General features: G+C 70.0%; 21 protein-coding genes and 1 pseudogene. 12 read left to right on the plus strand and 10 right to left on the minus strand.

Annotation, left to right across the window (positions count from 1 at the left end; all coding sequences use genetic code 11):
- Positions 1 to 25 precede the first annotated feature (25 nt).
- The 4 genes from ACLJQ7_RS14960 to ACLJQ7_RS14975 form a co-directional block, all read right to left on the minus strand.
- Positions 26 to 1,048 (minus strand): aminotransferase class V-fold PLP-dependent enzyme, encoded by a 1,023-nt coding sequence (locus ACLJQ7_RS14960; protein ID WP_410648807.1) that lies wholly within the window; start codon positions 1,046 to 1,048, stop codon positions 26 to 28.
- A 441-nt stretch (positions 1,049 to 1,489) separates the two neighbouring features.
- The gene (locus ACLJQ7_RS14965; protein WP_410648808.1) at positions 1,490 to 2,251 is read right to left on the minus strand and encodes an isocitrate lyase/phosphoenolpyruvate mutase family protein; all 762 of its coding nucleotides are present in this window, start codon (positions 2,249 to 2,251) and stop codon (positions 1,490 to 1,492) included.
- A 187-nt stretch (positions 2,252 to 2,438) separates the two neighbouring features.
- On the minus strand, positions 2,439 to 3,944 hold the full coding sequence (locus tag ACLJQ7_RS14970) for a PH domain-containing protein (RefSeq protein WP_410648809.1): 1,506 nt from the start codon (positions 3,942 to 3,944) through the stop codon (positions 2,439 to 2,441).
- The gene (locus ACLJQ7_RS14975; RefSeq protein WP_410648810.1) at positions 3,941 to 4,444 is read right to left on the minus strand and encodes a PH domain-containing protein; all 504 of its coding nucleotides are present in this window, start codon (positions 4,442 to 4,444) and stop codon (positions 3,941 to 3,943) included. Before ACLJQ7_RS14975 ends, ACLJQ7_RS14970 begins: the two co-directional genes overlap by 4 nt.
- A gap of 98 nt (positions 4,445 to 4,542) precedes the next feature.
- Here ACLJQ7_RS14975 and ACLJQ7_RS14980 point away from each other — a divergent pair, with 98 nt between their 5' ends.
- Positions 4,543 to 5,160 carry a TetR/AcrR family transcriptional regulator gene (locus ACLJQ7_RS14980; RefSeq protein WP_410648811.1) on the plus strand — a complete coding sequence of 206 codons (618 nt, stop codon included), beginning with the start codon at positions 4,543 to 4,545 and terminating at the stop codon, positions 5,158 to 5,160.
- On the opposite strand, the gene ACLJQ7_RS14985 is transcribed toward ACLJQ7_RS14980, so the two are convergent.
- Together ACLJQ7_RS14985 and ACLJQ7_RS14990 are read right to left on the minus strand one after the other, a co-directional pair.
- Entirely contained in the window at positions 5,143 to 5,787 is a 645-nt protein-coding gene (locus ACLJQ7_RS14985) for a GOLPH3/VPS74 family protein (RefSeq protein ID WP_410648812.1), read from the minus strand. The genes ACLJQ7_RS14980 and ACLJQ7_RS14985 overlap by 18 nt on opposite strands.
- A gap of 2 nt (positions 5,788 to 5,789) precedes the next feature.
- Positions 5,790 to 7,244 carry an ArnT family glycosyltransferase gene (locus ACLJQ7_RS14990; protein WP_410648813.1) on the minus strand — a complete coding sequence of 485 codons (1,455 nt, stop codon included), beginning with the start codon at positions 7,242 to 7,244 and terminating at the stop codon, positions 5,790 to 5,792.
- 114 nt (positions 7,245 to 7,358) lie between these two features.
- On the opposite strand from ACLJQ7_RS14990, the gene ACLJQ7_RS14995 reads away from it, so the two are divergent.
- Complete coding sequence (locus ACLJQ7_RS14995; protein ID WP_410648814.1) at positions 7,359 to 8,567, plus strand: sensor histidine kinase; 1,209 nt, start codon at positions 7,359 to 7,361, stop codon at positions 8,565 to 8,567.
- On the plus strand, positions 8,564 to 9,214 hold the full coding sequence (locus ACLJQ7_RS15000; protein WP_410648815.1) for a response regulator: 651 nt from the start codon (positions 8,564 to 8,566) through the stop codon (positions 9,212 to 9,214). Before ACLJQ7_RS14995 ends, ACLJQ7_RS15000 begins: the two co-directional genes overlap by 4 nt.
- Here the strand turns inward: ACLJQ7_RS15000 and ACLJQ7_RS15005 are convergent.
- The 4 genes and pseudogenes from ACLJQ7_RS15005 to ACLJQ7_RS15020 form a co-directional block, all read right to left on the minus strand.
- Positions 9,204 to 9,566, minus strand: a complete 363-nt coding sequence (locus tag ACLJQ7_RS15005; RefSeq protein ID WP_410648816.1) for a winged helix-turn-helix transcriptional regulator — start codon at positions 9,564 to 9,566, stop codon at positions 9,204 to 9,206. The genes ACLJQ7_RS15000 and ACLJQ7_RS15005 overlap by 11 nt on opposite strands.
- A 31-nt stretch (positions 9,567 to 9,597) precedes the next feature.
- A pseudogene (locus tag ACLJQ7_RS15010) lies at positions 9,598 to 9,951 on the minus strand (glutathione/cysteine ABC transporter permease/ATP-binding protein); the annotation flags it as partial.
- A complete protein-coding gene (locus ACLJQ7_RS15015) occupies positions 9,952 to 10,533 on the minus strand; it encodes a TetR/AcrR family transcriptional regulator (protein ID WP_410649202.1) in 582 nt (193 codons plus the stop codon). It lies immediately after the preceding pseudogene.
- A gap of 136 nt (positions 10,534 to 10,669) precedes the next feature.
- Entirely contained in the window at positions 10,670 to 12,463 is a 1,794-nt protein-coding gene (locus ACLJQ7_RS15020; RefSeq protein WP_410648817.1) for a CocE/NonD family hydrolase, read from the minus strand.
- 73 nt (positions 12,464 to 12,536) lie between these two features.
- Here ACLJQ7_RS15020 and ACLJQ7_RS15025 point away from each other — a divergent pair, with 73 nt between their 5' ends.
- The 9 genes from ACLJQ7_RS15025 (at position 12,537) to ACLJQ7_RS15065 (ending at position 20,061) form a co-directional block, all read left to right on the plus strand.
- Positions 12,537 to 12,905 (plus strand): hypothetical protein, encoded by a 369-nt coding sequence (locus tag ACLJQ7_RS15025; RefSeq protein ID WP_410648818.1) that lies wholly within the window; start codon positions 12,537 to 12,539, stop codon positions 12,903 to 12,905.
- Positions 12,902 to 13,066 (plus strand): hypothetical protein, encoded by a 165-nt coding sequence (locus ACLJQ7_RS15030; RefSeq protein WP_410648819.1) that lies wholly within the window; start codon positions 12,902 to 12,904, stop codon positions 13,064 to 13,066. The genes ACLJQ7_RS15025 and ACLJQ7_RS15030 overlap by 4 nt, the downstream gene beginning before the upstream one ends.
- Positions 13,067 to 13,078: 12 nt before the next feature.
- The gene (locus tag ACLJQ7_RS15035; RefSeq protein ID WP_410648820.1) at positions 13,079 to 13,768 is read left to right on the plus strand and encodes a response regulator; all 690 of its coding nucleotides are present in this window, start codon (positions 13,079 to 13,081) and stop codon (positions 13,766 to 13,768) included.
- A complete protein-coding gene (locus ACLJQ7_RS15040) occupies positions 13,765 to 15,123 on the plus strand; it encodes a histidine kinase dimerization/phospho-acceptor domain-containing protein (RefSeq protein WP_410648821.1) in 1,359 nt (452 codons plus the stop codon). Before ACLJQ7_RS15035 ends, ACLJQ7_RS15040 begins: the two co-directional genes overlap by 4 nt.
- A gap of 143 nt (positions 15,124 to 15,266) precedes the next feature.
- Positions 15,267 to 16,175 (plus strand): LysR family transcriptional regulator, encoded by a 909-nt coding sequence (locus tag ACLJQ7_RS15045; protein WP_410648822.1) that lies wholly within the window; start codon positions 15,267 to 15,269, stop codon positions 16,173 to 16,175.
- Between the two features lie 270 nt (positions 16,176 to 16,445).
- Positions 16,446 to 17,603, plus strand: a complete 1,158-nt coding sequence (locus ACLJQ7_RS15050; protein WP_410648823.1) for a CaiB/BaiF CoA transferase family protein — start codon at positions 16,446 to 16,448, stop codon at positions 17,601 to 17,603.
- A 10-nt stretch (positions 17,604 to 17,613) separates the two neighbouring features.
- Complete coding sequence (locus tag ACLJQ7_RS15055; protein WP_410648824.1) at positions 17,614 to 18,378, plus strand: crotonase/enoyl-CoA hydratase family protein; 765 nt, start codon at positions 17,614 to 17,616, stop codon at positions 18,376 to 18,378.
- Between the two features lies 1 nt (position 18,379).
- A complete protein-coding gene (locus ACLJQ7_RS15060; RefSeq protein WP_410648825.1) occupies positions 18,380 to 19,126 on the plus strand; it encodes an acetoacetate decarboxylase in 747 nt (248 codons plus the stop codon).
- A complete protein-coding gene (locus ACLJQ7_RS15065) occupies positions 19,123 to 20,061 on the plus strand; it encodes a 3-hydroxyacyl-CoA dehydrogenase NAD-binding domain-containing protein (RefSeq protein WP_410648826.1) in 939 nt (312 codons plus the stop codon). Before ACLJQ7_RS15060 ends, ACLJQ7_RS15065 begins: the two co-directional genes overlap by 4 nt.

The following is a 20,061-nucleotide window of genomic DNA, read 5'->3' on the forward strand; positions in this document are numbered from 1 at the left end:
CGGTAGTTCACGCCGGTCCGGCGGTTCACCCGAACGTGCTTATCACCCGTTCGACGTCGTCAGCCGTGTTGTAGAGATGGAAGCCGAATCGCTGCCTTCCGGCCCGGGTACCGGCCACGATGCCCGCTTCCGCCACCCGGCGGGCGTCGGCGGCGAGCGAGACGATCGCGCTCCCCTGACCGGGTGAGCCAAGCGCCTCGAGGAGTGAGTCGGCGAGCCCCACGCAGTGCGCGCGGACGGCGGCGAGGTCCAGCGACGCGAGGTAGTCCAGCGAGACCGCGGCGCCGACGAACGCGAGCCAGGCCGGGGACAGGTCGAGCGAGCGAGTGCCCTCGGCGAGCCGTAGCGGGAGGCCGTAGACGGTCTGCCAGCGGTCCTCCCCCGCGTACCAGTTCGCGGCGACCGGTACCGCCCGCTCCAGCACCCGCGGATGCGCGGCCAGCCACGCGGCCCCGCGCGGCGCGAGGAGCCACTTGTATCCGGCGGCGACCACCCAGTCGGCCCAGCCGAGGTCCAGTGGCTGCCAGCCGGCGGCCTGGGTGGCGTCGAGCAGGACCGCGGCGCCCGCCGCCTCGGCCGCGGCCCGGAGCGCCTCCAGGTCGACCTGGGCACCGTCGGCCGACTGGACGACGCTGACCGCGACGAGGTCGTGCCCTTCGACGCGCGCGGCCAGCTCGGCCAACGGGACTTCGGTGACCTTCACCCCGCGGTGTGCCTGGGCCGCGAACGGGAAGGTCACGCTCGTGAAGTCGTTCCCGGCGGCCAGCACGCTGGCGCCGTCGGGCAGGCCGGCGGCCACGTTCGCGATCAGCTGCGAAACGGACGCCCCGATCGCGACCCGCTCCGCCGGGACCCCGATCAACGCGCCGAAGCCCGCCCTGGTCCGCGCGACGGGCTCGTCGAAGTCCGTCGGGCGGGCTTCGCCTCGGCGCCACCGCTCGACCGCCTCGGCCACGGCGTCGGCCACGTGCGACGGCGGGATGCCGATACTGGGCGTGTTCAGATAACCGGGCGGAACGGCGAATTGACCGCTTCCCAGAAGAGACACCGTTGCTCCAATACCTAAGTCGCTCACTGGGCGACGCGCGTATCGCCACGCCTCCATTGATAGCCGACTCGGAGCACGGCATCCAGTTTTCGCGCGTGCGCCCTCATGCATTCCCGCAGTTCAGAGCCTTGGGTCTTGAAGGAGGCCTATTGGCAGGAATCGATACTTCTCCCGATTGATGGACAAGTCGCGCCGGTTGCCTACCGACCTACGCCGTGGTCGCGCTCTTCTCCGTGGCCGGACTCTGGCTCGCTGCCGCGGGCGCCTCGTTCCGGGTGGGGGTCGTGAGTGATAAGTGTCGTTCTAGCGACCTAAAACACTCACGACCCCGTCGCAACCCCCGCTTGAGCGGACGTAAGGTCGTTCGCGAGTCCGCTCTGCCTCCAGCGCGCCACATTTGACTCGCCCCTCAATAACTGAAGTCGCAGAACGCTCCCGAGATCAATGAGATTCCGGGAGCAGGGCCGCGACGTCGGCGTACGAGGGCGGGGTCAGCGGGAGTTCACCGCCGTCGCGAACGGCCTCGACCGTGCGGAGCGTGGCGGCCAGCGCCATCCGGTACGGCAGCGACCCGAGACTGACCCGCGCGACGCCGAGTCCGGCCGCTCGCGCGACGGTGACCTTGCCGGGCAGGAACAACAGGTTCACCGGCACCCCGACGGCCTTCACCAGCCGCTCGACGTCCGCGGGCTCGGCGAGCCCCGGCACGAACACCCCGTCGGCACCTGCGTCCACATAGGACAGCGAACGGTCGATCGCGGTACCGACGTCGGGCTCCCCCAGCCAATGCGTGTCCGTCCGCGCGTTGACGAAGAGACCGGGAGCGCGTTCCCGGACCACCGCGATCTTGGCCGCGTGCCGCACGGGATCGCCGAGGGCGTCTTCGAGGTTGATGCCCGCGACACCGGCTTCGGCGAGCTCCTCCGCCAGCGCGCCGACCTCGCCCGGGTCTTCGCTGAACCCGTCGGCGAGGTCGACGCTGATGAGCGCGTCCAGCCCGGTGAGCCGCCGCGCCAGCCGGACGGTGGCGTCCTTCGAGGACGGGGCGCCGTCCGGCTCGCCCTCGGCGGCCGAAACCCCGAGACTGGTCGTGCCGAGCGCCGGGAAGCCTTGTGCGGCCAGGAAGGCGGCCGTGCCGAACTCCCAGACGTTCGGCAGGAGCAGCGGGGAACCGGGAACGTGCAGTGCGGCGAATGCGGTCATGTCACGACGGTAGCCAGTGGACGCTTCGGCGGCGACCGAAGTGTCGCGCGGGCCTGGACCGCCGCCTGGGCGTTGCGAAAGCCACTTTCCCAACGTTGAAGGTTGCGAAAGTGGCTTTCGCAACGTCGAGGTCACCCGCCGCGTGCGCGACACCCGACCGAAGTACGCGAAGGGAGCTGCAGAACCGTCAGGCTCGTTCCAGGAAGGGCGTCAGCAGCTCCGGCACGGACTCCTCCGCGAAAAGCAGGCCCTGCTCCTCCCCCGCGTCGTAGACCGAGTACGCCCCGCCGCCGGCCGCCGTGGTCGCCACGACGGTCAGCAATCCCTTGCGCCGCTGGAAGATCGACTGTTTCACCGTCCAGCCGATCACGCCTTCGCGTTCCAGCGCGAACGTGCTCCGCCGCACGGTCCCGTGCCGTCCGACGAGGTACCGCCCGGTGATCCCGTGCCCCAGGTTGCGATAAGCGTCCAGCGCCAGCAGCACCGACACCGGCAGCAGCACGACACCGAGCGCGGCGCCGATCACCAGGAGGACGTCGGTCAGCAGGAAGCCGAGGAGCGCGAAGATCGCCAGCAGGACCACCACCGAACCGACCCACCAGCGCAGCAGCCGTCCCCGCGCGGCGCGGGGGTGGCCGGTGAGCCGGACGGCTTCGGTCGGCGAGACCGGTTCGCGCAGGACCGCCGCGGCGACCCGGTTGGCCGTCGCGACGGGCGCGGCGGGCAGGAGCGTGTGGTAGTCGGTCTTGTCCTTGTCGTCGCTCTGCCGCATACCGGTGGCGATCGCGTCGACCCTCGCCGCGCCGGAGATCCGGTTCCCGAGCGGCTCGACGAGGTCGATGCCGCGCATCCGGCGCTCCTCGATCGAGATCGAGCGCGTGGTGAACAGGCCGCGGCGCACCCGCAGGGTGCCGCCGGGTTCGCGGTCGAGCAGGAAGTTCCACCACATCTCGATCCACAGGCCCAGCGCGCCGACCAGCCCGACGACCATCGCGATCGCCAGCAGGATCAGGATCGCCACCACCAGCGGGATACCGCGGAACAGGCCGATCACCCAGTCGATCAGGCCTTTCTGCAGCCCCGCCCATTCGGAGACCTGCATCAGGCCGCCGCCCGCGGCGAGCCCCAGCGTCGGCGTGAGGAACGACATCGGCGCGTAGCGGATCCAGCTCCGGTCCAGCTCGGCGAGCGGCGCGTCCTCGTCGGCCTCCGCGGTTTCCGCGCGGCGCAGCAGGTCCGTGCGCAGCCGCTCGGCCTCGGCGCGCGAGACGGGGTTGAGTTTGATCCGGCCCTGCCCGCCCGACTCGTGCGAGCCGGTGCCGATGGTCACCACCGCGACACCGAACAGCCGGTGCAGCGGGTTCGCCGTCAGGTCGACGTTGCGGATCCGTTCCCGCTGCAGGGATTTCCGCGACCGGAAGACCAGGGTGAACGCCGTCTCCATGCGGTCCGGGGTGACCCGGTAGCGCACTCCCTTCCAGTAGAACAGCTCCGCCAGCACGCCGCCGCCGATGAGGACCACCGCGCCCGCGACCACCCAGACGAGCGCGACCCAGAACCTCGCGCCGCCGCCCACGATGGCGATCGTGGTCGGGATCGCGGCACCGACGGCCGCGCCGGTCATCATCAGCGCGGTGACGGCGAGCGTCCGCTTGTCGAGCGTGTTCCAGCCCTCGAACTCGCCCGAGGTCATGTCGCGTCCCCCGGCGTCGCCTGCGTCGTCTCGGTGAGCTGCTCCGCCAGGCTCGCGGCCAGTTCGTGGTCGAGGCCGCGGATCTTGACCGCGCCCCGCGCCGACGCCGTGGTGACCGTGACGGTCGCGAGCTTGAACAGCTGCTGCAGCGGCCCGCGCAGCGTGTCCACGGTCTGGATCCGTGACATCGGCGCGACCCGCCACTCCTGCCAGAAGAACCCGGAGCGCGCGTACACCGCCGTCTCCGTGACCTCCCAGCGATGCACCTTGAACCACCACAGCGGCATCGCGATCACCCAGGCCAGGCCTGCCGCCGCGAGCACCGCCGCCGGTGTCAGCAGCCACAACCGCGCGGGCGTGATGAGCAGCCCGAGCACCACCAGTACCAGCACCGGCGCGGCCCAGAAAAGCGTTCCCTGCAGCCGCCACCAGCCAACGACCCGCTGATCCAGCGCGTTCCGCGGCGGCCTCAGCCGCACCTTCCCCCGTTCGGCTTCCACCGAAAATCACCCCCGACGAATGTTTACAATGCGATCGCATCGTAATAGCGTCGGACACTAGTGGCCATGCGATCGCATGGCAAACAGCGGAACGGGCGGTGAAGGTGCCGAAGCAGGTGGATCACGCCGCGCGACGAGCGGAGATCGCCGAGGCGCTGACGAGACTGACGGCCACGCGAGGCCTCGAAGGAGTCAGCCTCCGGCACGTCGCCGCCGAAGCGGGCATGTCGATGGGCTTGGTGCAGCACTATTTCAGGACCAAGGACGAGATGCTGCTGTTCGCCGTCGAACGCCGCTCACAGGTGTACGAGGCGCGCATCAAGGCCCAGTTGGAGGCCGGCGAACTCCCTTCGACGCCCAAGGCCATCCTCCGCGCGATCATGACCGAGATCCTGCCGCTCGACGAGCGCAGGCGCGGTGACTGGCTGATGGGGGTCGCGTTCTTCATCCGCGCGATCTCCGATCCCTCGTTCGCGGCCGCGTTCACCGACGGCGTCCCCCAGCTGTTCGACCTGTTCGCCCTCCTGATCCGCCAGGGGCAGGACGCGGGCGATGTCGACAAGTCGGCCGACCCGATGCACGAATCCGCGATCCTCTGGGCACTCGCCGATTCGCAGGGCACCAACATCGTGATGGAGCACCGCACTCCGGACGAGGCGCTGTCCACTGTGGACTATTACCTCGACCGGCTGTTCGGCTCAGCTTCCGCCGTGTGAAGACGCGACCGTCGCCTGCACGGCGCGCATCTCCTTGAACAGTTCGCGCAGCGCCGGCACCGCGTCCCCGCCCTGCTCGTTCAGCTCCTTGAGCCGGTCCTTGTACCGGCGCCTGTCCCGGCCGGGGATCACGTCACGGAGTTCGACGGCGGCCACCAGCGCGGTCAGCGCGGCGTCCACATCGGACACCGGTGAAGACCCGCGCAGTGCCTGATCGACCAGTGCCCGCAACCGCTCGACGACGGCGGGGTCCCGCACCATCGGACGGCGCGAGGGGAACAGGCCCAGTGTCCGGCCGGTCTCCAATTCGATCACGCCCGCCGCCTCGAGCCGGGACTCCAGCGACTCCAAAGTCCCGCGCGCGTTCTTGCGCACCCACCATTTCCACTTGCGGGGGCGTTCCCCGGCCATCTCGGCGAGCAGCTCGTCGAGGACGAGGTCGCCGGTCTGCCCGGCGCCGGAAACCGCGACCCTGCCGTCCGCGTCGGTCACCCGCCCCCGCAGCGCGAGGTCGGTCATCGCGGCACCGCGGATGAGCAGGCTCGCCCGGTGCCGGTCCCGCAGCTTGCCCTTGGCGACGTCGCAGGCGAGCAGGTACGCCTTGGCGGGTAAGAAAAGTTCGGTCATCGTCAATGCCTTTCCAGCTTCGGCCAGAGCTCGTCCCACGAACCCCGTCTGCCGTCGTACCGCCACAGCAGTCCCTCCACCACCGGGGTCACCTCGGCGAAGTAGGGCCGGAGCAGCTCCGGATCGAAACCGAGGAACAGCACGCTGTCCGCGGTTTCAGGCGGTTTGTCGAAGTACCAGTAGCCCCGGTGGCCACTGTAGACGTGCTCGACGCCGTACCGCGGGCCGTAGAACTCGGTCGCGGCGGCGAACGGGTAGATCTCGGCGTAGACGGCGGTGCGCGCTCGCTGTTCCGGCGGCAAGGCGGCGTAGGTTTCGCCGACCGCCTTGACCAGTTCCTGTTGCGGCAGCTCACCACCGGCGAAAGCGGTGCCCAGATTGACCGGGCCGACGCTCGTCCTGGCCATGCTCGCCGGAAAGATCGGCAGCCCCACGAGGGTGATCACGGCCGAGAGCACGAGGACGGGCCAGGCCACCAGCCGCCACCGCGGAACGTGCTTCACGAAACCCGTCGCCGCGGCGGCGAACGGCAGCGCGTAGACGCCCATCAGATAGTACGAACGCCCGTGCGACAGCAGGAAAGCCACGATGAGCGCGACTATCGCCACCCCCAGGAAACGATGGTCGCGCATCCTTCGTGACCCGGTCAGCAGGACCAGGCCGTACAGGAACGCGAGCACCCCGGCACCGACGCCCGCCCCCAGCACACCGTCGCGGAGAAACGCCAAGGTGCCGGGGAATTCCGCCTTGACGACGTCGTTCATGATCAGGTACGGCCAGCCGTTCTTCGCCTGCCAGAGCAGGGTCGGGATCGTGGCGACGACGGCGATCCCGGCGCCCAGCCACAACTTCGGCCGCCGCACGAGTTCCCTCGGCCCGATCACGAGCGCGCTCACCAGCACCAGCGCCCAGAAGGCGGGAACGAGGAATTTCGTCTGCAGTGACACCGCGGTGACCACCCCCGCCCAGACCAGCAGCCCGTCACGCCGGGTCCGCACCCAGCGGACCACGAGCCAGGCGAGCACCGTCCACAGGAACGGATCCAGGATGTAGGTGCCGATCCAGTGGCTCGCGATGATCACGCCGGACGTCGCATAGAGCCCGGCCGCGAGCACCTGCGCGCCACGGCCGCCGCCCAGTTCCCTGGTGATCAGCGCGGTGACCACCACCCCGCCCGCCGCGGCCAGCGTCACCGGCAGTCGCAACGCCACGAGTGACCCGGGGAACAGCGAGTCCATCGCCCCGGCCAGCGCGGGAACCAACGGTGGCTGGTCGAAATACCCCCACGCCAAGTGATCCCTGCCCGCTATCAGGAAGTAGAGCTCGTCGAAGCCGTGCGCGTACCGGCCGCTGGTGGCCAGCAGCGCGGCTCCGGCCAGCGCGGCGACGACGAGCACCGGTAAGCGGGCGAAAGCCCGTACCTGTCCGGTCCGGACGGTCTGGGTCGCATTGCTCATGATCTCCAGTCCACCGGAGGCGGCCCCGGCGGGAAACCGGGTAAAGAGGGTCACCGGATAGACGAAAGTTGCGGGACCACACCACCGTCGGTCACGCCTGGCTACCGTGACCCGGTGGAGAGAAGCAGGCCGTTCCGGCCCGGTCCGGTCGACACCCTGTGGCTGGCCCTGGCCGCGTTCGCGTTCGTGGGCCTGGACATCACGTTGTACGTGTTCGGCGACCCGACGACCGGCTGGGCGGGCCCGGCCGCGGGCGTCACCCTGCAGGTGCTGCTCGATCTCTCGCTGATCTTGTTGCCCCGGTTCCCGAGGCTGGTCGCGGGCCTGGTCACGGCAGGGGCGCTGCTGATGCTCGCCTCCGACCTGTTCGCCCCGGGGCTGCTGGTGCCGGTCCGGCAGCTGACGCTGATGACGGTCCCGACGATCACCCCGGTGGTGCTGAGCAGGCTGGCCCGCCTGATCGACCGGCGGACCCTGCTCTGGTTGACCGCGATCCTGATCGCCTGCGCTTCGCGGCCGTGGGACGCGCACTGGAACACCACCCCGTTCGGTCTGCTGAACACGGCGCTGCCCACCACACTTTCGCTGTACTTCGAGGCGCGGCGCCAGTTGCTGCGCTCGCTGCGGGACCGGGCCGAACGGGCCGAACGAGAACAGCATCTGCTCGCCGAACGCGCCCGCGCCGAAGAGCGGCGGAAACTGGCGGAGGAGATGCACGACGTCGTCACCCATCGGCTGAGCCTGATGGTGCTGCACGCCGGGGCGCTCGGCGTCGTCTCGGCGGACGAGGCGGTCCGTTCCTCCGCCGAGGACATCCGGCGGGAAGGGGCGCTGGCGCTGGACGAACTGCGCGATCTGGTCGGTGTACTGCGCAACGGCGCGAACGCCGGGCCGCGAACGCTCACCGACGGCGCGGTGGGCGATCCCGCGACGCTGGTCACGGAATCGGCTTCGGTGGGCATCCCGACCGAACTGAAGGTGCACGGCGATCCCGGGCGGATCTCCGCCACCGTCGCCCGCACGGCGTACCGCGTCGTCCAGGAAGCGCTGACGAACGTCCGCAAGCACGCGCCGGGTTCGACCGCGACCGTCGAACTCCGGTATCACGCGGACGGGCTGGACGTCGCGGTGGAGAACACGCGGGCAGGCGCCGCACCGGACCCGGCGCTGGCAGGCAGCGGTTCGGGCGTGGGGCTGGCCGGGCTGCGGCAACGCGTCGCGCTGATCGGCGGCCGGTTGGACGCCGGTCCGGCGACGGGCGGCGGATACCGCGTCGATGCGATACTGCCCGCCTACGTCCCGACCACGGAGGGAGATGCGTGATCCGGGTGGTCGTCGTCGATGACGAGCCGATGGTCTGCGCGCATCTGCGGACGATCCTCGGTTCCGCGGCCGACATCGAGGTCGTGGCGCAGGCACAGGACGGCGCCGAGGCGGTCGAAGCCGTGCTCCGGCACCGGCCGCGGGTGGTGCTGATGGACCTGCGGATGCCCGGCGTCGACGGGCTGACCGCCATCGAGCGGATCGCGAAGCTCCCGGATCCGCCCGCGGTCGTCGCGCTGACGACGTTCGACGCGGACACCTACGTCATCCGCGCGCTGCGGGCGGGGGCGGCCGGTTTCCTGGTGAAGTCGACGCCGCCCGAGGATCTCATCGGCCTGGTCCGCGTCGCCGCCGACGGGCACACCGTGCTCTCGCCCGAAGCCGCGCGACGGCTGGTGGCGATGTCGGCCGACGGACGCCGTCGCGGCGACGACGCGCAGCGGAAGACCCAAGGGCTGACCGAGCGGGAGACGGATGTCCTGTCCTGCCTCGGCGAAGGACTGTCCAATGCGGACATCGCGACGCGGCTGCACCTGGCGGAGGCGACGGTGAAGAGCTACGTGTCGCGGATGCTGGTCAAACTGGGCTGCGCCAACCGGACCCAGGCCGGCCTGCTGGCGCACGAGGCCGGTCTGGTCAAGCGCTGAGCTTCTCATCGTGGGCTCGGCGGGCGTCGAGCACTTCGCCCATGTGGACGCGAGCCCACTTGTCGAGCATCTCGAGCGGTTCGGCGAGGTTGCGGCCGAGCGCGGTCAGCTCGTACTCGACGTGCGGAGGGATCTCCGGGTACGCCGTGCGCGTCAGGATGCCGTCGCGGACGAGGCTGCGCAACGTCTGGGTGAGGACCTTCTGCGAGATGCCGCGCACGCGTTTGCCGATCTCGGTGAACCGGAGCGGGCCGTCGCCGAGCACGCCGACGATCAGCACGGTCCACTGATCGCCGATGCGGTCGAGCAGCGCGCGGGTCGGGCAATCGGGATCGTACGGGTTTCCGAGCACGTGACCTCCTCACTCTCTCTGGGAGAGTAACACCGCTCGGGCCGACGACGGCGATGTGCGTACCGGGTGGGATGTCGAGGTCGACGCCGGTGAGGACCGGGCGCTCGGTACCGGGCCAGCCGAGGTCGGCGTTGCGGATCCGCACCCCGCCGGTGCTATGAAAGGCCCCTTCATTGCGAATTTTGCGATGAAGGACGCCTTCATTGCACGCGGCGAGGCGCAGACGGGCCTGGCGCAGGGTGTCCCAGTGCTGCGCGGCGGGCGGAAGAAGGGAGAGGACCTCCGCCAGCGCGAGCGGCACCAGGGCGACCACGGGCGCGAGTACCGGGCTCAGCGCGCCGGCGACGACGGCGCTCACGGCGAACCCGGTGCTCACGTAACACGCCTAGCGAGAGGGAGTGGGCTGCATCAGCGCCTCGAACAGCAGGATCAGATGACGGCGGCCGCGCTCCCAGCGCGCCTCCAGTTCGGTCTGGTCGCGGGTCGCCCAGCTGGCGATGAGGATGCCGCGGACGACGTCCATCGCCGTGTACACCGCGTGCAGGAACTCCGGATGCGCCGAATGGTCCGGCAGCAGTGCCCTGCCGAACTCGACCAGGCTGCTCGTCGCGATCGGCTCGACCACCGCCATCTGGGCGCGCAGTTCCGCGTCGGTCCGCGACGCCACCCACAGCTCCACCGTCGCCGAGAAGACCGGCCCCTGGTGCATCTCCCACAGCAGCTGCAACGCGTCCCCGACCGGGTCCGCCGACGCCTTGAGCCGGTCGATCTCCGCCATCGCGACCTCGGTGCGCTTGGCCGCGAGATGCCGGATCGCGGAGGTGACGAGGTCGGTCTTCGTCGGGAAATGGTGCACCTGCGCGCCGCGGGTCACGCCGGCGCGATCCGCGACGCGGGTGGTCGTGGTGCCCGCGTAGCCGTATTCGACGAGGCAGTCGATCGTGGCGTCGAGCAGCCTGACGCGCATCGCGGCGCTGCGTTCCTCCTGTGTGCGTCGTGGGGCGGCCATGCGCCTACTTTATGGTGCGCCGCGCGAGGCCCGCGCCACGAGGCTCGAATGCCGGGGTAATGCCGCTGCCGTTCCTTCTCCCGCATTCAGAGGACTAAACGCGGCCGACGACCGGCACCGAGAGCGAAGTCCCGCCCAGCTCGAACGTCACCCGGGAACCGAGCGCGGGCAGCGCCGGGTCGAACATGTCCCCGTCGGTCCCGCCGAGGACGAGCGCCAGCCGGTGCCCCGCCGGGACGACGTGGTCGAGGCTGCTCAGCCGGAAGGTCATCGTGTACGCCTTGCCGGGCACGAGCGGTTCGCCGCGCCACAGTGAGCGGTGGTGGCCGAGATCCGCCCAGCCGGTCGCGACGATCCGTCTGTCCACAGTGGTCAGATCCGCGGCGGTGTCGAGGAAGCAGCCGGTGTCCGCGGCGGTGCCCGCGCCCCAGCAGGAGCGGGTCGTCAGGTTCTTCGTGCCGAGCGCGGGGAATTTCGTGTTCCGCGCGGTCGCGGGGCCGTAGTCGACCAGTACCGCGCCGATCCGTGCGGCGGGTTTGTCCGAGCGGGCGGTCACCGTGACGGCGGCGGTCCCGGCGACGCGAGTGTTCGTGCGCACGGGTTCACCTGCGAAAACGAGCCGATCCGGACTCGGCTCCGACGGGTTCTCCACCCACTGCGACGCCCCGCGCGCCGGATCGTCGTTCACCGACGCCGTGCCTGACGACGGGCGATTCCCCAGCCCGCCCGACACCGCGGGCCACCACACGCGCGCCTGGGTGGCGGGCGGCCAGTGGTGTTCGTCGGTCCAGCGATCCGGGGTGTGCTCGATCCGGATCGCGGGTTCGGTCTCGACACCGTTGCGGACACCGAGCAGCCAGCGGTCGAACCAGCGGTGCAGCGTCCGCACGAACCGCGACCGGTCGAGGTCGAACGGGTCGACGTGCGCCGCCTGGTGCAGCCACGCCTTGCGCGGCACGCCGTAGAAGTTCAGCGCCTCCCACCACGGCCCGAACTGGATCGGGTTGACGTTGAGATCGTGGAAGCCCATCGACGCGAACACGTTCGCACGCACCTTGCCGGTCTTCGCGACGTAGTCGAGCCCGCGCCAGTACTCGTTGAAGTTCCCGTCCGTCCCCGCGCGCCGCGCGTTGTCCTCTTCGAACGGACGGCACAGCTTCTCGGCGCGCTCGTTGTAGAAGCCGGGACCGCCCGCCCACCCGAAGTAGGCGCCGTGCGAGTTGTGGACCTCGTAGTACGAACTGACCCCGGCGATCGGCACGATGGTCTTCAGGCCTTCGATCCCGGACGCGGCCATCCCGATCGCCGTCGCCCCGTCCTGCGACTTCCCGATCGCGCCGACCGACCCGTTCGCCCACTCCGCCCGCACGCGCTCGGGCCCGAACGGCGTGCGGAAAGCCTGAGCGCGCCCGTTGAGCCAGTTCACGACGCCGTTGCCGGACGCGACGTCGTCGAAGCACCCGGACGAGCGGTTGGTACCCCCGACGTCGACCAGCACGACCGCGTACCCACGTGGGACGAAGTAGTTGTCGTAGAAGAGCGGGAACTGCGACGGCGTGCCGTCGGGCAGGTACGTCTTCGGCTGGCGCTCGTTGCCTCGCCCGACCTTCTCGAAGTACGGGCTGACGTCCATGATCACCGGAACGCGCTGCCCGCGCGCGGCCGGTTCCGCCGGGCGGATGATGTCGGCGGCGACCCGGTCGGCCCGCCCGTCGCGGTCGAGGTCCTGGCCGGTCTCCACCCAGGCGGTCTCCCGGATGGCCTTCTCGTAGGAGAACACCGGCTCGCTGACGCCGTCGCGCAGGACGAACGCGGGCGACGCGACGGCGGGCGCGGCGGTCAGCAGCAGCGTCGCCACCACGGTGACGGTCAAGCTCTTGAGCCCCATCGTCCGAGTATCGCTTACCGAACCCGAACATTCCCCCCACATTCCTCGTATCCGGCCGCGCGACGCTCTTCGCATGCTGAAACACACCATCGCCGCCTGCCTGACCGTGGCAGGGCTAGTCGCCCTCGCTCCCGCGGCCTCGGCCCAGGCACCGATCACGCTGAGCCCCGAAGAGTCCCAGCAGCTGTGCGCCGAATGGCTGCCGCAGCTCACCCAGCGCACCACCAAGCTCACCGAACGCGTCAACGGTGGCCCCGAGATCCGCGGTTCGGTGGCGAACCTCAAGGCCAGGGCCGAGGGCCAGCGCAAGAAGGGCCACAACGACGCCGCCGACAGGCTGCAGAAGCGCGCCGACAAGCGCAATGGCAGGCTGCCCGAGCTCACCGCGGCGAAGCAGAAGCTCGACGCGTTCGCGGGCGCGCACTGCAAGGCCGGCAAGTGAAACGTCTCCTGGCCGCGGGTTTGACCGCGCTCGCGCTCTTCGGCGCGGCCGGGTGCACCGACGACGAGCCCGCTTCGAGCCCGGCGCCGGGTGAGCTGAACGATGTCCGGCACACCCTCGACTCGATCGAGCAGGACATGGCCGGCGACCCCGCCCCGTGACAGGATCGGCCGGTGACGACACAACCGGGACGCGGGCTGGTGCTGGTCGTCGAGGACGACCCCGCGATCGCCGAACTCGCTTCGCTGTACCTGCGGCGGGACGGGTTCGGCGTGCACGTGGAGGCGGACGGCGGCGCGGCACTGGCCACGATCCGACGGCTGCGCCCGGTCGCGATCGTGCTCGACATCGGACTGTCCGGAATGGACGGTATCGAGATCTGCCGCACCCTGCGCGCGGACGGCGACTGGACGCCGGTGCTGTTCGTGACCGCGCGCGACGACGAGCTCGATCGCTTGCTGGGTCTGGAGATCGGCGCCGACGACTACCTGACGAAACCGTTCAGCCCGCGTGAACTCTCGGCAAGGGTCCGGACCGTCCTGCGTCGCGCCGCCGGAGCACCTCCGCCCGCCGAGACCTATGCGGCGGGCGGCGTCCGCGTCGATGTCACCCAGCGTCGTGCCTGGGCCGCCGACACCGAGATCGCGCTGACGTCGACCGAGTTCGAGCTGCTCACCCATCTGGTGCGGCGGCCCGGTCAGGTGTTCAGCCGCGAGCAGCTGCTCAGTTCCGTCTGGGGTTACGCGGCGTCGGCGGGCACGCGGACCGTCGACGTCCACATCGCCCAGCTGCGCGGGAAACTGGGCGAGCACAGTCCGATCAGGACGGTCCGCGGGATCGGTTACGCGGCGGACGCCGGATGAACCGGACCTCGCTCGCGCTGCGGATCACCGTGGTGTGCCTCGCGGTCGCCGCCGTCGCGGTGGTGGTCGCCGGGCTGATCGCGGCCAGGCTCATCCGCACGACCGGAAGCGACGTGCTCCGGCAGTCGCTTTCGGCGCAGGCCGACGTGGTCGCGAGCCAGCTCGACGAGACCGGCATCGGCAACCGGCTCCGCGTCGGCAAGGTCGCGGAAGTCGTTCGGGGGCAAGGGATCGACGTAGTCGTCCGCCGTCCGAACGGGACGATCGACGGCGACGGGACGGTCGCGGCCATCGCCGCCACCAAAACGGGCTTCACCCGCTCGGGCACGGTGGTCGTCGAAGGACGGCAGTACCTCGTCGAAGTCCGCACGGTGGGCGCGAGAGGGGCCGCGTTCGCGCTGGTCCAGCCGACGGAGATCGGCGAGGCGCGCGGCAGGACGTTGGTGCGCAACACCGTGCTCGCGCTCGGCGCCGGGCTGGCGGTCGCCGCGATCGCCGGGCTGCTGCTGAGCCGGATGCTCTCGCGGCCGCTGCGCCGGGCCGCGTCGGTGGCGAACGGGATGCGGGCCGGGCGCCGTGACCTGCGCGTTCCGGTCGAAGGCCCGTCCGAGGTCGCGGACGTCGCGAAATCGGTCAACGAACTGGCCGACGCCCTGCGGTACAGCGAGGCGCGCCAGCGCGAGTTCCTGCTTTCGGTGTCGCACGAACTGCGGACGCCGCTCACCGCCGTCACCGGATTCGCCGAGGCGATCGGTGACGGCGTGGCCGAAGGCGAGGACGCGCGCCGCGCCGGGCGGACCATCCATCGCGAGGCGGAACGGCTGGAACGCCTGGTCAGCGACCTGTTGGAGCTCGCACGGCTCGGCGCGGACGAATTCCGCCTCGACCCGGCGCGCCTCGATCTCGCCGCGCTGGTCGACGAATGCGCGGACGTCTGGCGGCTGCGCTGCACGCGGCAGGACGTCACGCTGCTGGTCGAGCGGCCACCCGGTGAGGTGCCGGTCGTCGCCGATCCGCGGCGGCTCCGCCAGGTCGTCGACGGGCTGGCCGAGAACGCCCTGCGCGTGACCCCGGCGGGCGCGCCGATCGTCTTCTCCCTGGTGGCGGCCGGCGGGCAGGCCCGGCTGGCGGTGCGGGACGGCGGGCCAGGCCTGGCGCCGGAGGACTACCCGGTCGCGTTCGAGCGCGGGGTGCTGAATCAGCGGTATCGCGACCGCCGCCCGGTCGGTTCGGGTATCGGGCTCGCGCTGGCACACGGGCTGGTCACCCGGATGGGCGGGACGCTGACGGCGGGCCCGGCGCCCGAAGGCGGGGCCGCGTTCACCGTGGCGTTCCGGTTAGACCGTGCCCGCTGAGCCCGCTCGATGGGCTTCGAGGTCCAGGTGGTTCCTGGCGGTGCGGGCGGACTGCCCTCGTACCGGGTCCGCCCGTACCACCAGCGGCCGCCTGGACCCGAAGACCGCGAGCGGGCTCAGCGGGCACGGCCTAGGGTGAGCACGTGGAGATGTTGCACCTGCGGTATTTCGTGGCCGTCGCCGAGGAACTGAACTTCTCCCAGGCGGCCCGCAGACTGCATATGGCCGCCTCCCCGCTGAGCCAGCGCATCAAGGATCTCGAACACGAACTGGGGCACCGGCTGTTCGACCGCAGCACGCATCACGTCACGCTCACCGCGGCGGGCACCGCGCTGCTGCCGATCGCGCGGGACGTCCTCGAACAGGTCAACGCGATCCCCTGGCGGTTGCAGGAGGCGGTGAAACCCCGGCGGAGCACCGTGTTCGTCGGCATGCCCGCCGGCGTGCACCCGGCGCTGCGGGAACGGGTCAAACGCCTCGAAGAACGCTGCCGCGACCGCTTCGAACTCAAGCGCTGGCCGGGGACGACACCCGATCTGGTCGCCGCGGTGCACGAGGGCAAGCTGGCGTTGTCGCTGGTCCGGATGCCGGTCACCGATCCCGCGCTGGAAATCGTCCCGGTGCAGGTGGAGCGGCTCGGCGCCGTCGTCCCGGCCGGCCGGTTCGCCGGCCGGGAGACCGTCACCATCGCCGAATTGAGCGATCTGTCCTATATCCCGTCCGCCTCGGAAAGCATTCCGGCCTATTCGGACGATATGGACCACACCCTGTCGAAAGCGGGCATCAAGAAAAGGCTCAAAGTCGGCGGAACCGAATATTCGGGCATTTCCGAGCTGGTGGCGAACGGCTCGTCGTTCTCGATCACGATGCTCGACCCGGCCAGCCCGATGCATCTGTTCCTCGTCGACGGCGCCACCGTCCTCCCGTTCTCGGATTTCCGGCCTCAGCTGGAGACGGCGCTGGTCTGGCGGCGCGACCGCGCCGAGGAGGGCGACCTCGCCGAACTGGTCGCCGGGGCGCGCGAGATCTTCGACGAACCGCTTTCGACCTGATCGAGACCCCGCAGCGCGCGGCAGCCTGGCGGGAAGACGGTGTTGCGAAAGCCACTTTCGCAACGCTGAAGGTTGCGAAAGTGGCTTTCGCAACGCCAGAGACCGGCACGACCAGAGCAGAACAACACCTTGCCCTACTCGGCGAAATCGAATCCCGCAAGAATGGTATGACCGCTGCGGTCATACCATTCTTCGTTTCTTGATCATTCCCTTTTTCCCTATTCGCGCCTAACTTCGGTTGTAGAGCGAACAACGGCGAAGGGAAGCAAAATGACACAAACCGCTACCGGACCCCTGGACGGCGTTCGCGTGATCGACCTCTCGACGGTGGTCATGGGCCCGTACGCCGCGCAGATCCTCGGCGACCTCGGCGCCGACGTGATCAAGATCGAGTCCCCGGCCGACACCGTGCGGGTGGGCAGGTTCCGCACGACACCGGGGATGACGCCGCTCAACCTGAACGTGAACCGCAACAAGCGCAGCGTCGCCCTCAATCTCAAGGACGAAGAGGAACGCGAGCAGGCGCTCAAGCTGATCGAGACCGCCGACGTGCTGATCACCAACATGCGCCCCGGCGCGCTGAGCAGGCTCGGCATGAACTACGACGACGTCGCCGCGCGCAATCCCGGCCTGGTCTACGCCCACGCGCAAGGGTTCCGCGGCGACTCCGACCGCGCGGGGCACGCCGCCTACGACGAGACCGTGCAGGCGTCGTCCGGGCTGGTCGACGTCGCGAACCGCGCGTTGGGCAAGCCGGTCTACCTGCCGACGATCATCGGCGACAAGGTCTCCTCCCTGACCATCGCCTACACCGTGCTCGCCGCGCTGGTGCACCGTGACCGGACCGGTGAGGGCCAGCGGGTCGAGATCCCGATGACCGACACGCTGATCGCGTTCAACCTCGTCGAACACCTCGCCGGACACGTCTTCGAGCCCGCGGAGGGCCCGACCGGCTTCGGCCCGTCCATGAATCCCGGCCACCAGGCGGTGCACACCAAGGACGGCATGGCCTGCGTGATCCCGTACAACCCGCGGAACTTCCGCGACTTCTTCCACGCCGCCGGGCGGCCGGAACTGGCCGAGGACCCCCGGGTCAACGGCGACGCGATCGACGGCGCCGACCACGAGGCGCTGGCCGCGATGATCGCCGAATGCGCCCCGGCGCTGACCACCGAGGAGTGGACCGAGGTCTGCGCGAAGCACAGCATCCCGATGGCCCCCGTCCTCGAACTCGACAAGGCGCAGGACGACGAATACGTCCGCGACGGCCACCTGCTCGACGTCGTCGAGCACCCGAGCGAGGGCTCGATCCGCACCATCGGCATCCCGGTGAAGTTCTCCGCGACCCCCGGTTCCGTCCGGCGGCTGGCTCCCTTGCCGGGTCAGGACACCGATGAGGTCCTGCGCGAACTCACCACCACTCGCTGAGGAAGAAACCATGAGCACCGAAGTACGGACAGAGAAGGTCGGCGGCACGCTGCTGATCACGATCGACCGGCCCCAGGCCCGCAACGCGGTGAACGCCGCCGTCGCCGCCGGTCTGGCCGAAGCCCTCGATCTGCTGGAGTCCGATCCCGCGCTGCGGGCCGGGGTCCTGACCGGCGCGGACGGTTCGTTCAGCGCCGGAATGGACCTCAAGGCGGCACTGGAAGGTGAGTCGCCCGAGATTCCCGGCCGCGGGTTCGGCGGGCTGACCGAGGCCGAGCTGTCGAAGCCGCTGATCGCGGCCGTCGAAGGCTGGGCGATGGGCGGCGGCTTCGAACTGGCGCTGGGCTGCGATCTGATCGTCGCCGCCGAAGACGCCAAGTTCGGGCTGCCCGAGGTGAAACGCGGGCTGATCGCCGCCGGTGGTGGCGTGATCCGGCTGCCGAAGCGGATCCCGCACCACCTGGCGATGGAGTTCCTGCTCACCGGCGAGCCGATCGGCGCCGAACGCGCCGGACAGCTCGGTCTGGTGAACCGGGTCGTCCCGAGCGGTGAAGCCGCCGCGGTCGCCCTGCAACTGGCCGAACAGGTCGCCGCCAACGCTCCCCTGGCGCTGGCACTGGTCAAGAAGATCGTCCGCGCCGCCGACGGAGTCCCCGACGCGCAAGCGTTTGCCACCCAGCGTTCGGAGCTGCCGGCGTTGATGAAGTCGGCCGACGTCCGCGAGGGCATGCAGGCCTTCGCCGAGCGCCGCGTTCCACAGTGGACAGGTGAGTGAAATGAAGCAACAAGACGTTCTCCGGCATGTGACCACGCCGCTCACGAACCCGGCGTACGCCCCGGTGGTGCCCCGGTTCACGAACCGCGAGTACCTGAACATCGTCTACCGCACCGACGCCGACGCCCTGCGCGCCGTCGTGCCGGAACCGCTGGAAATCGACGAACCGCTGGTGCGGTTCGAGGTGATGAAGATGGGCGACGTCAGCGGTTACGGGCCCTACACCGAGTCCGGGCAGGCGATCCCGGTGAAATTCGAGGGCGAGCGCGGCGAGTACCTGCACGCGATGTACCTCGACAACTTCCCCGCCACCGCGTCCGGCCGCGAGATCAGCGCCTACCCGAAGACCATCGGCTCGCCGAGGTTGTTCGCCGAGAACGGCGCGCTCGTCGGGACGCTCGACTACGGCAGCCAGCGCGTCGCGACCGCGACCATGGGCTACAAACACCACCGGCTGGACGTGGCCGAGGCCGAGGCGCAGATCACCGTGCCGACGTTCATGCTCAAGACCATCCCGGACTACGACGGTTCGCCCCGGGTCTTCGAACTGGTCCGCACCGAGATCACCGACGTGGTGGTCAAGGAAGCGTGGACCGGGCCGGCGCGGCTGCAACTGTTCCAGCACGTGCTGGCCCCGCTCGCCGATCTCCCGGTACTGGAGGTCGTCGCGGCGAGCCACATCCTCACCGACCTGACACTCGCCCCGGTCAAGCCGGTCTTCGACTACCTGAAGGGAGCTCGGTCATGACTTTTCGCACCGCCGCGGTGGCCGGCGCGGGCACCATCGGCCTGTCGTGGACGGCGTTGTTCGCCGCGCACGGCATGGAGGTCCGGGTCTCGGATCCGCGGCCCGATCTCGCCGACGCCGTCGCCGGCGCGCTGGAGACGTTCGCCCCGCATCTCGGCCGGGCCGCCGCGGACCTCGCCCCTCGCGTCCACCTCGCCGCTGACGTCTCCGAAGCCGTCCGGAACGCGGATGTCGTGCAGGAGAACGGACCCGAGAACGTCGAGTTCAAGAAGGAGCTGTTCGCGACCCTGGTCCGCGAGGCGCCGTCGCACGCGCTGCTGCTCAGCTCGTCTTCGGCGATCCCCTCGACGGCGTTCGCCTCGGAACTGGACGACGCGTCCCGCGTCCTGATCGGGCACCCGTTCAATCCGCCGCACCTGATCCCGCTGGTCGAGGTCGTCCCCGGTGAGCGCACCAGCGCCGAGTCGGTGGACCGCGCCGTCGAGTTCTACCGGTTCGTCGGCCGCACGCCGGTGGTGGAACGCAAGGAGATCCCCGGCTTCGTCGGCAACCGGCTGCAGAACGCGCTGAGCCGCGAGGCGATCTACCTGGTGGAACAGGGTGTCGTCTCACCGTCCGAAGTGGACGCGGTGATGACGAACTCGCTCGGCATCCGCTGGTCCACGGTCGGGCCGTTCCTCGGCTCGCATCTGGGCGGCGGCCCCGGAGGTTACCGGCACATGGCCGAGCACATCGGCAAGTCGATGAAGCAAATGTGGGCGGGCCTCGGCACGCCCTCGCAGAACCCCGAAGAACAGGAGCGGCTCATCGAAGCCGTGGAATCCGCTTACGGCTCCTCCACGTACTCGGAACTGGCCGAGGCGCGCGACCGCAAGCAGCTCGCGGTGTTGTCCGCTTTGGACAGTGCCGGCAGTAATCGCAAGGAGGAGAACTGA

Source organism: Amycolatopsis sp. cmx-4-54 (assembly GCF_046548895.1).
Classification (GTDB): domain Bacteria; phylum Actinomycetota; class Actinomycetes; order Mycobacteriales; family Pseudonocardiaceae; genus Amycolatopsis.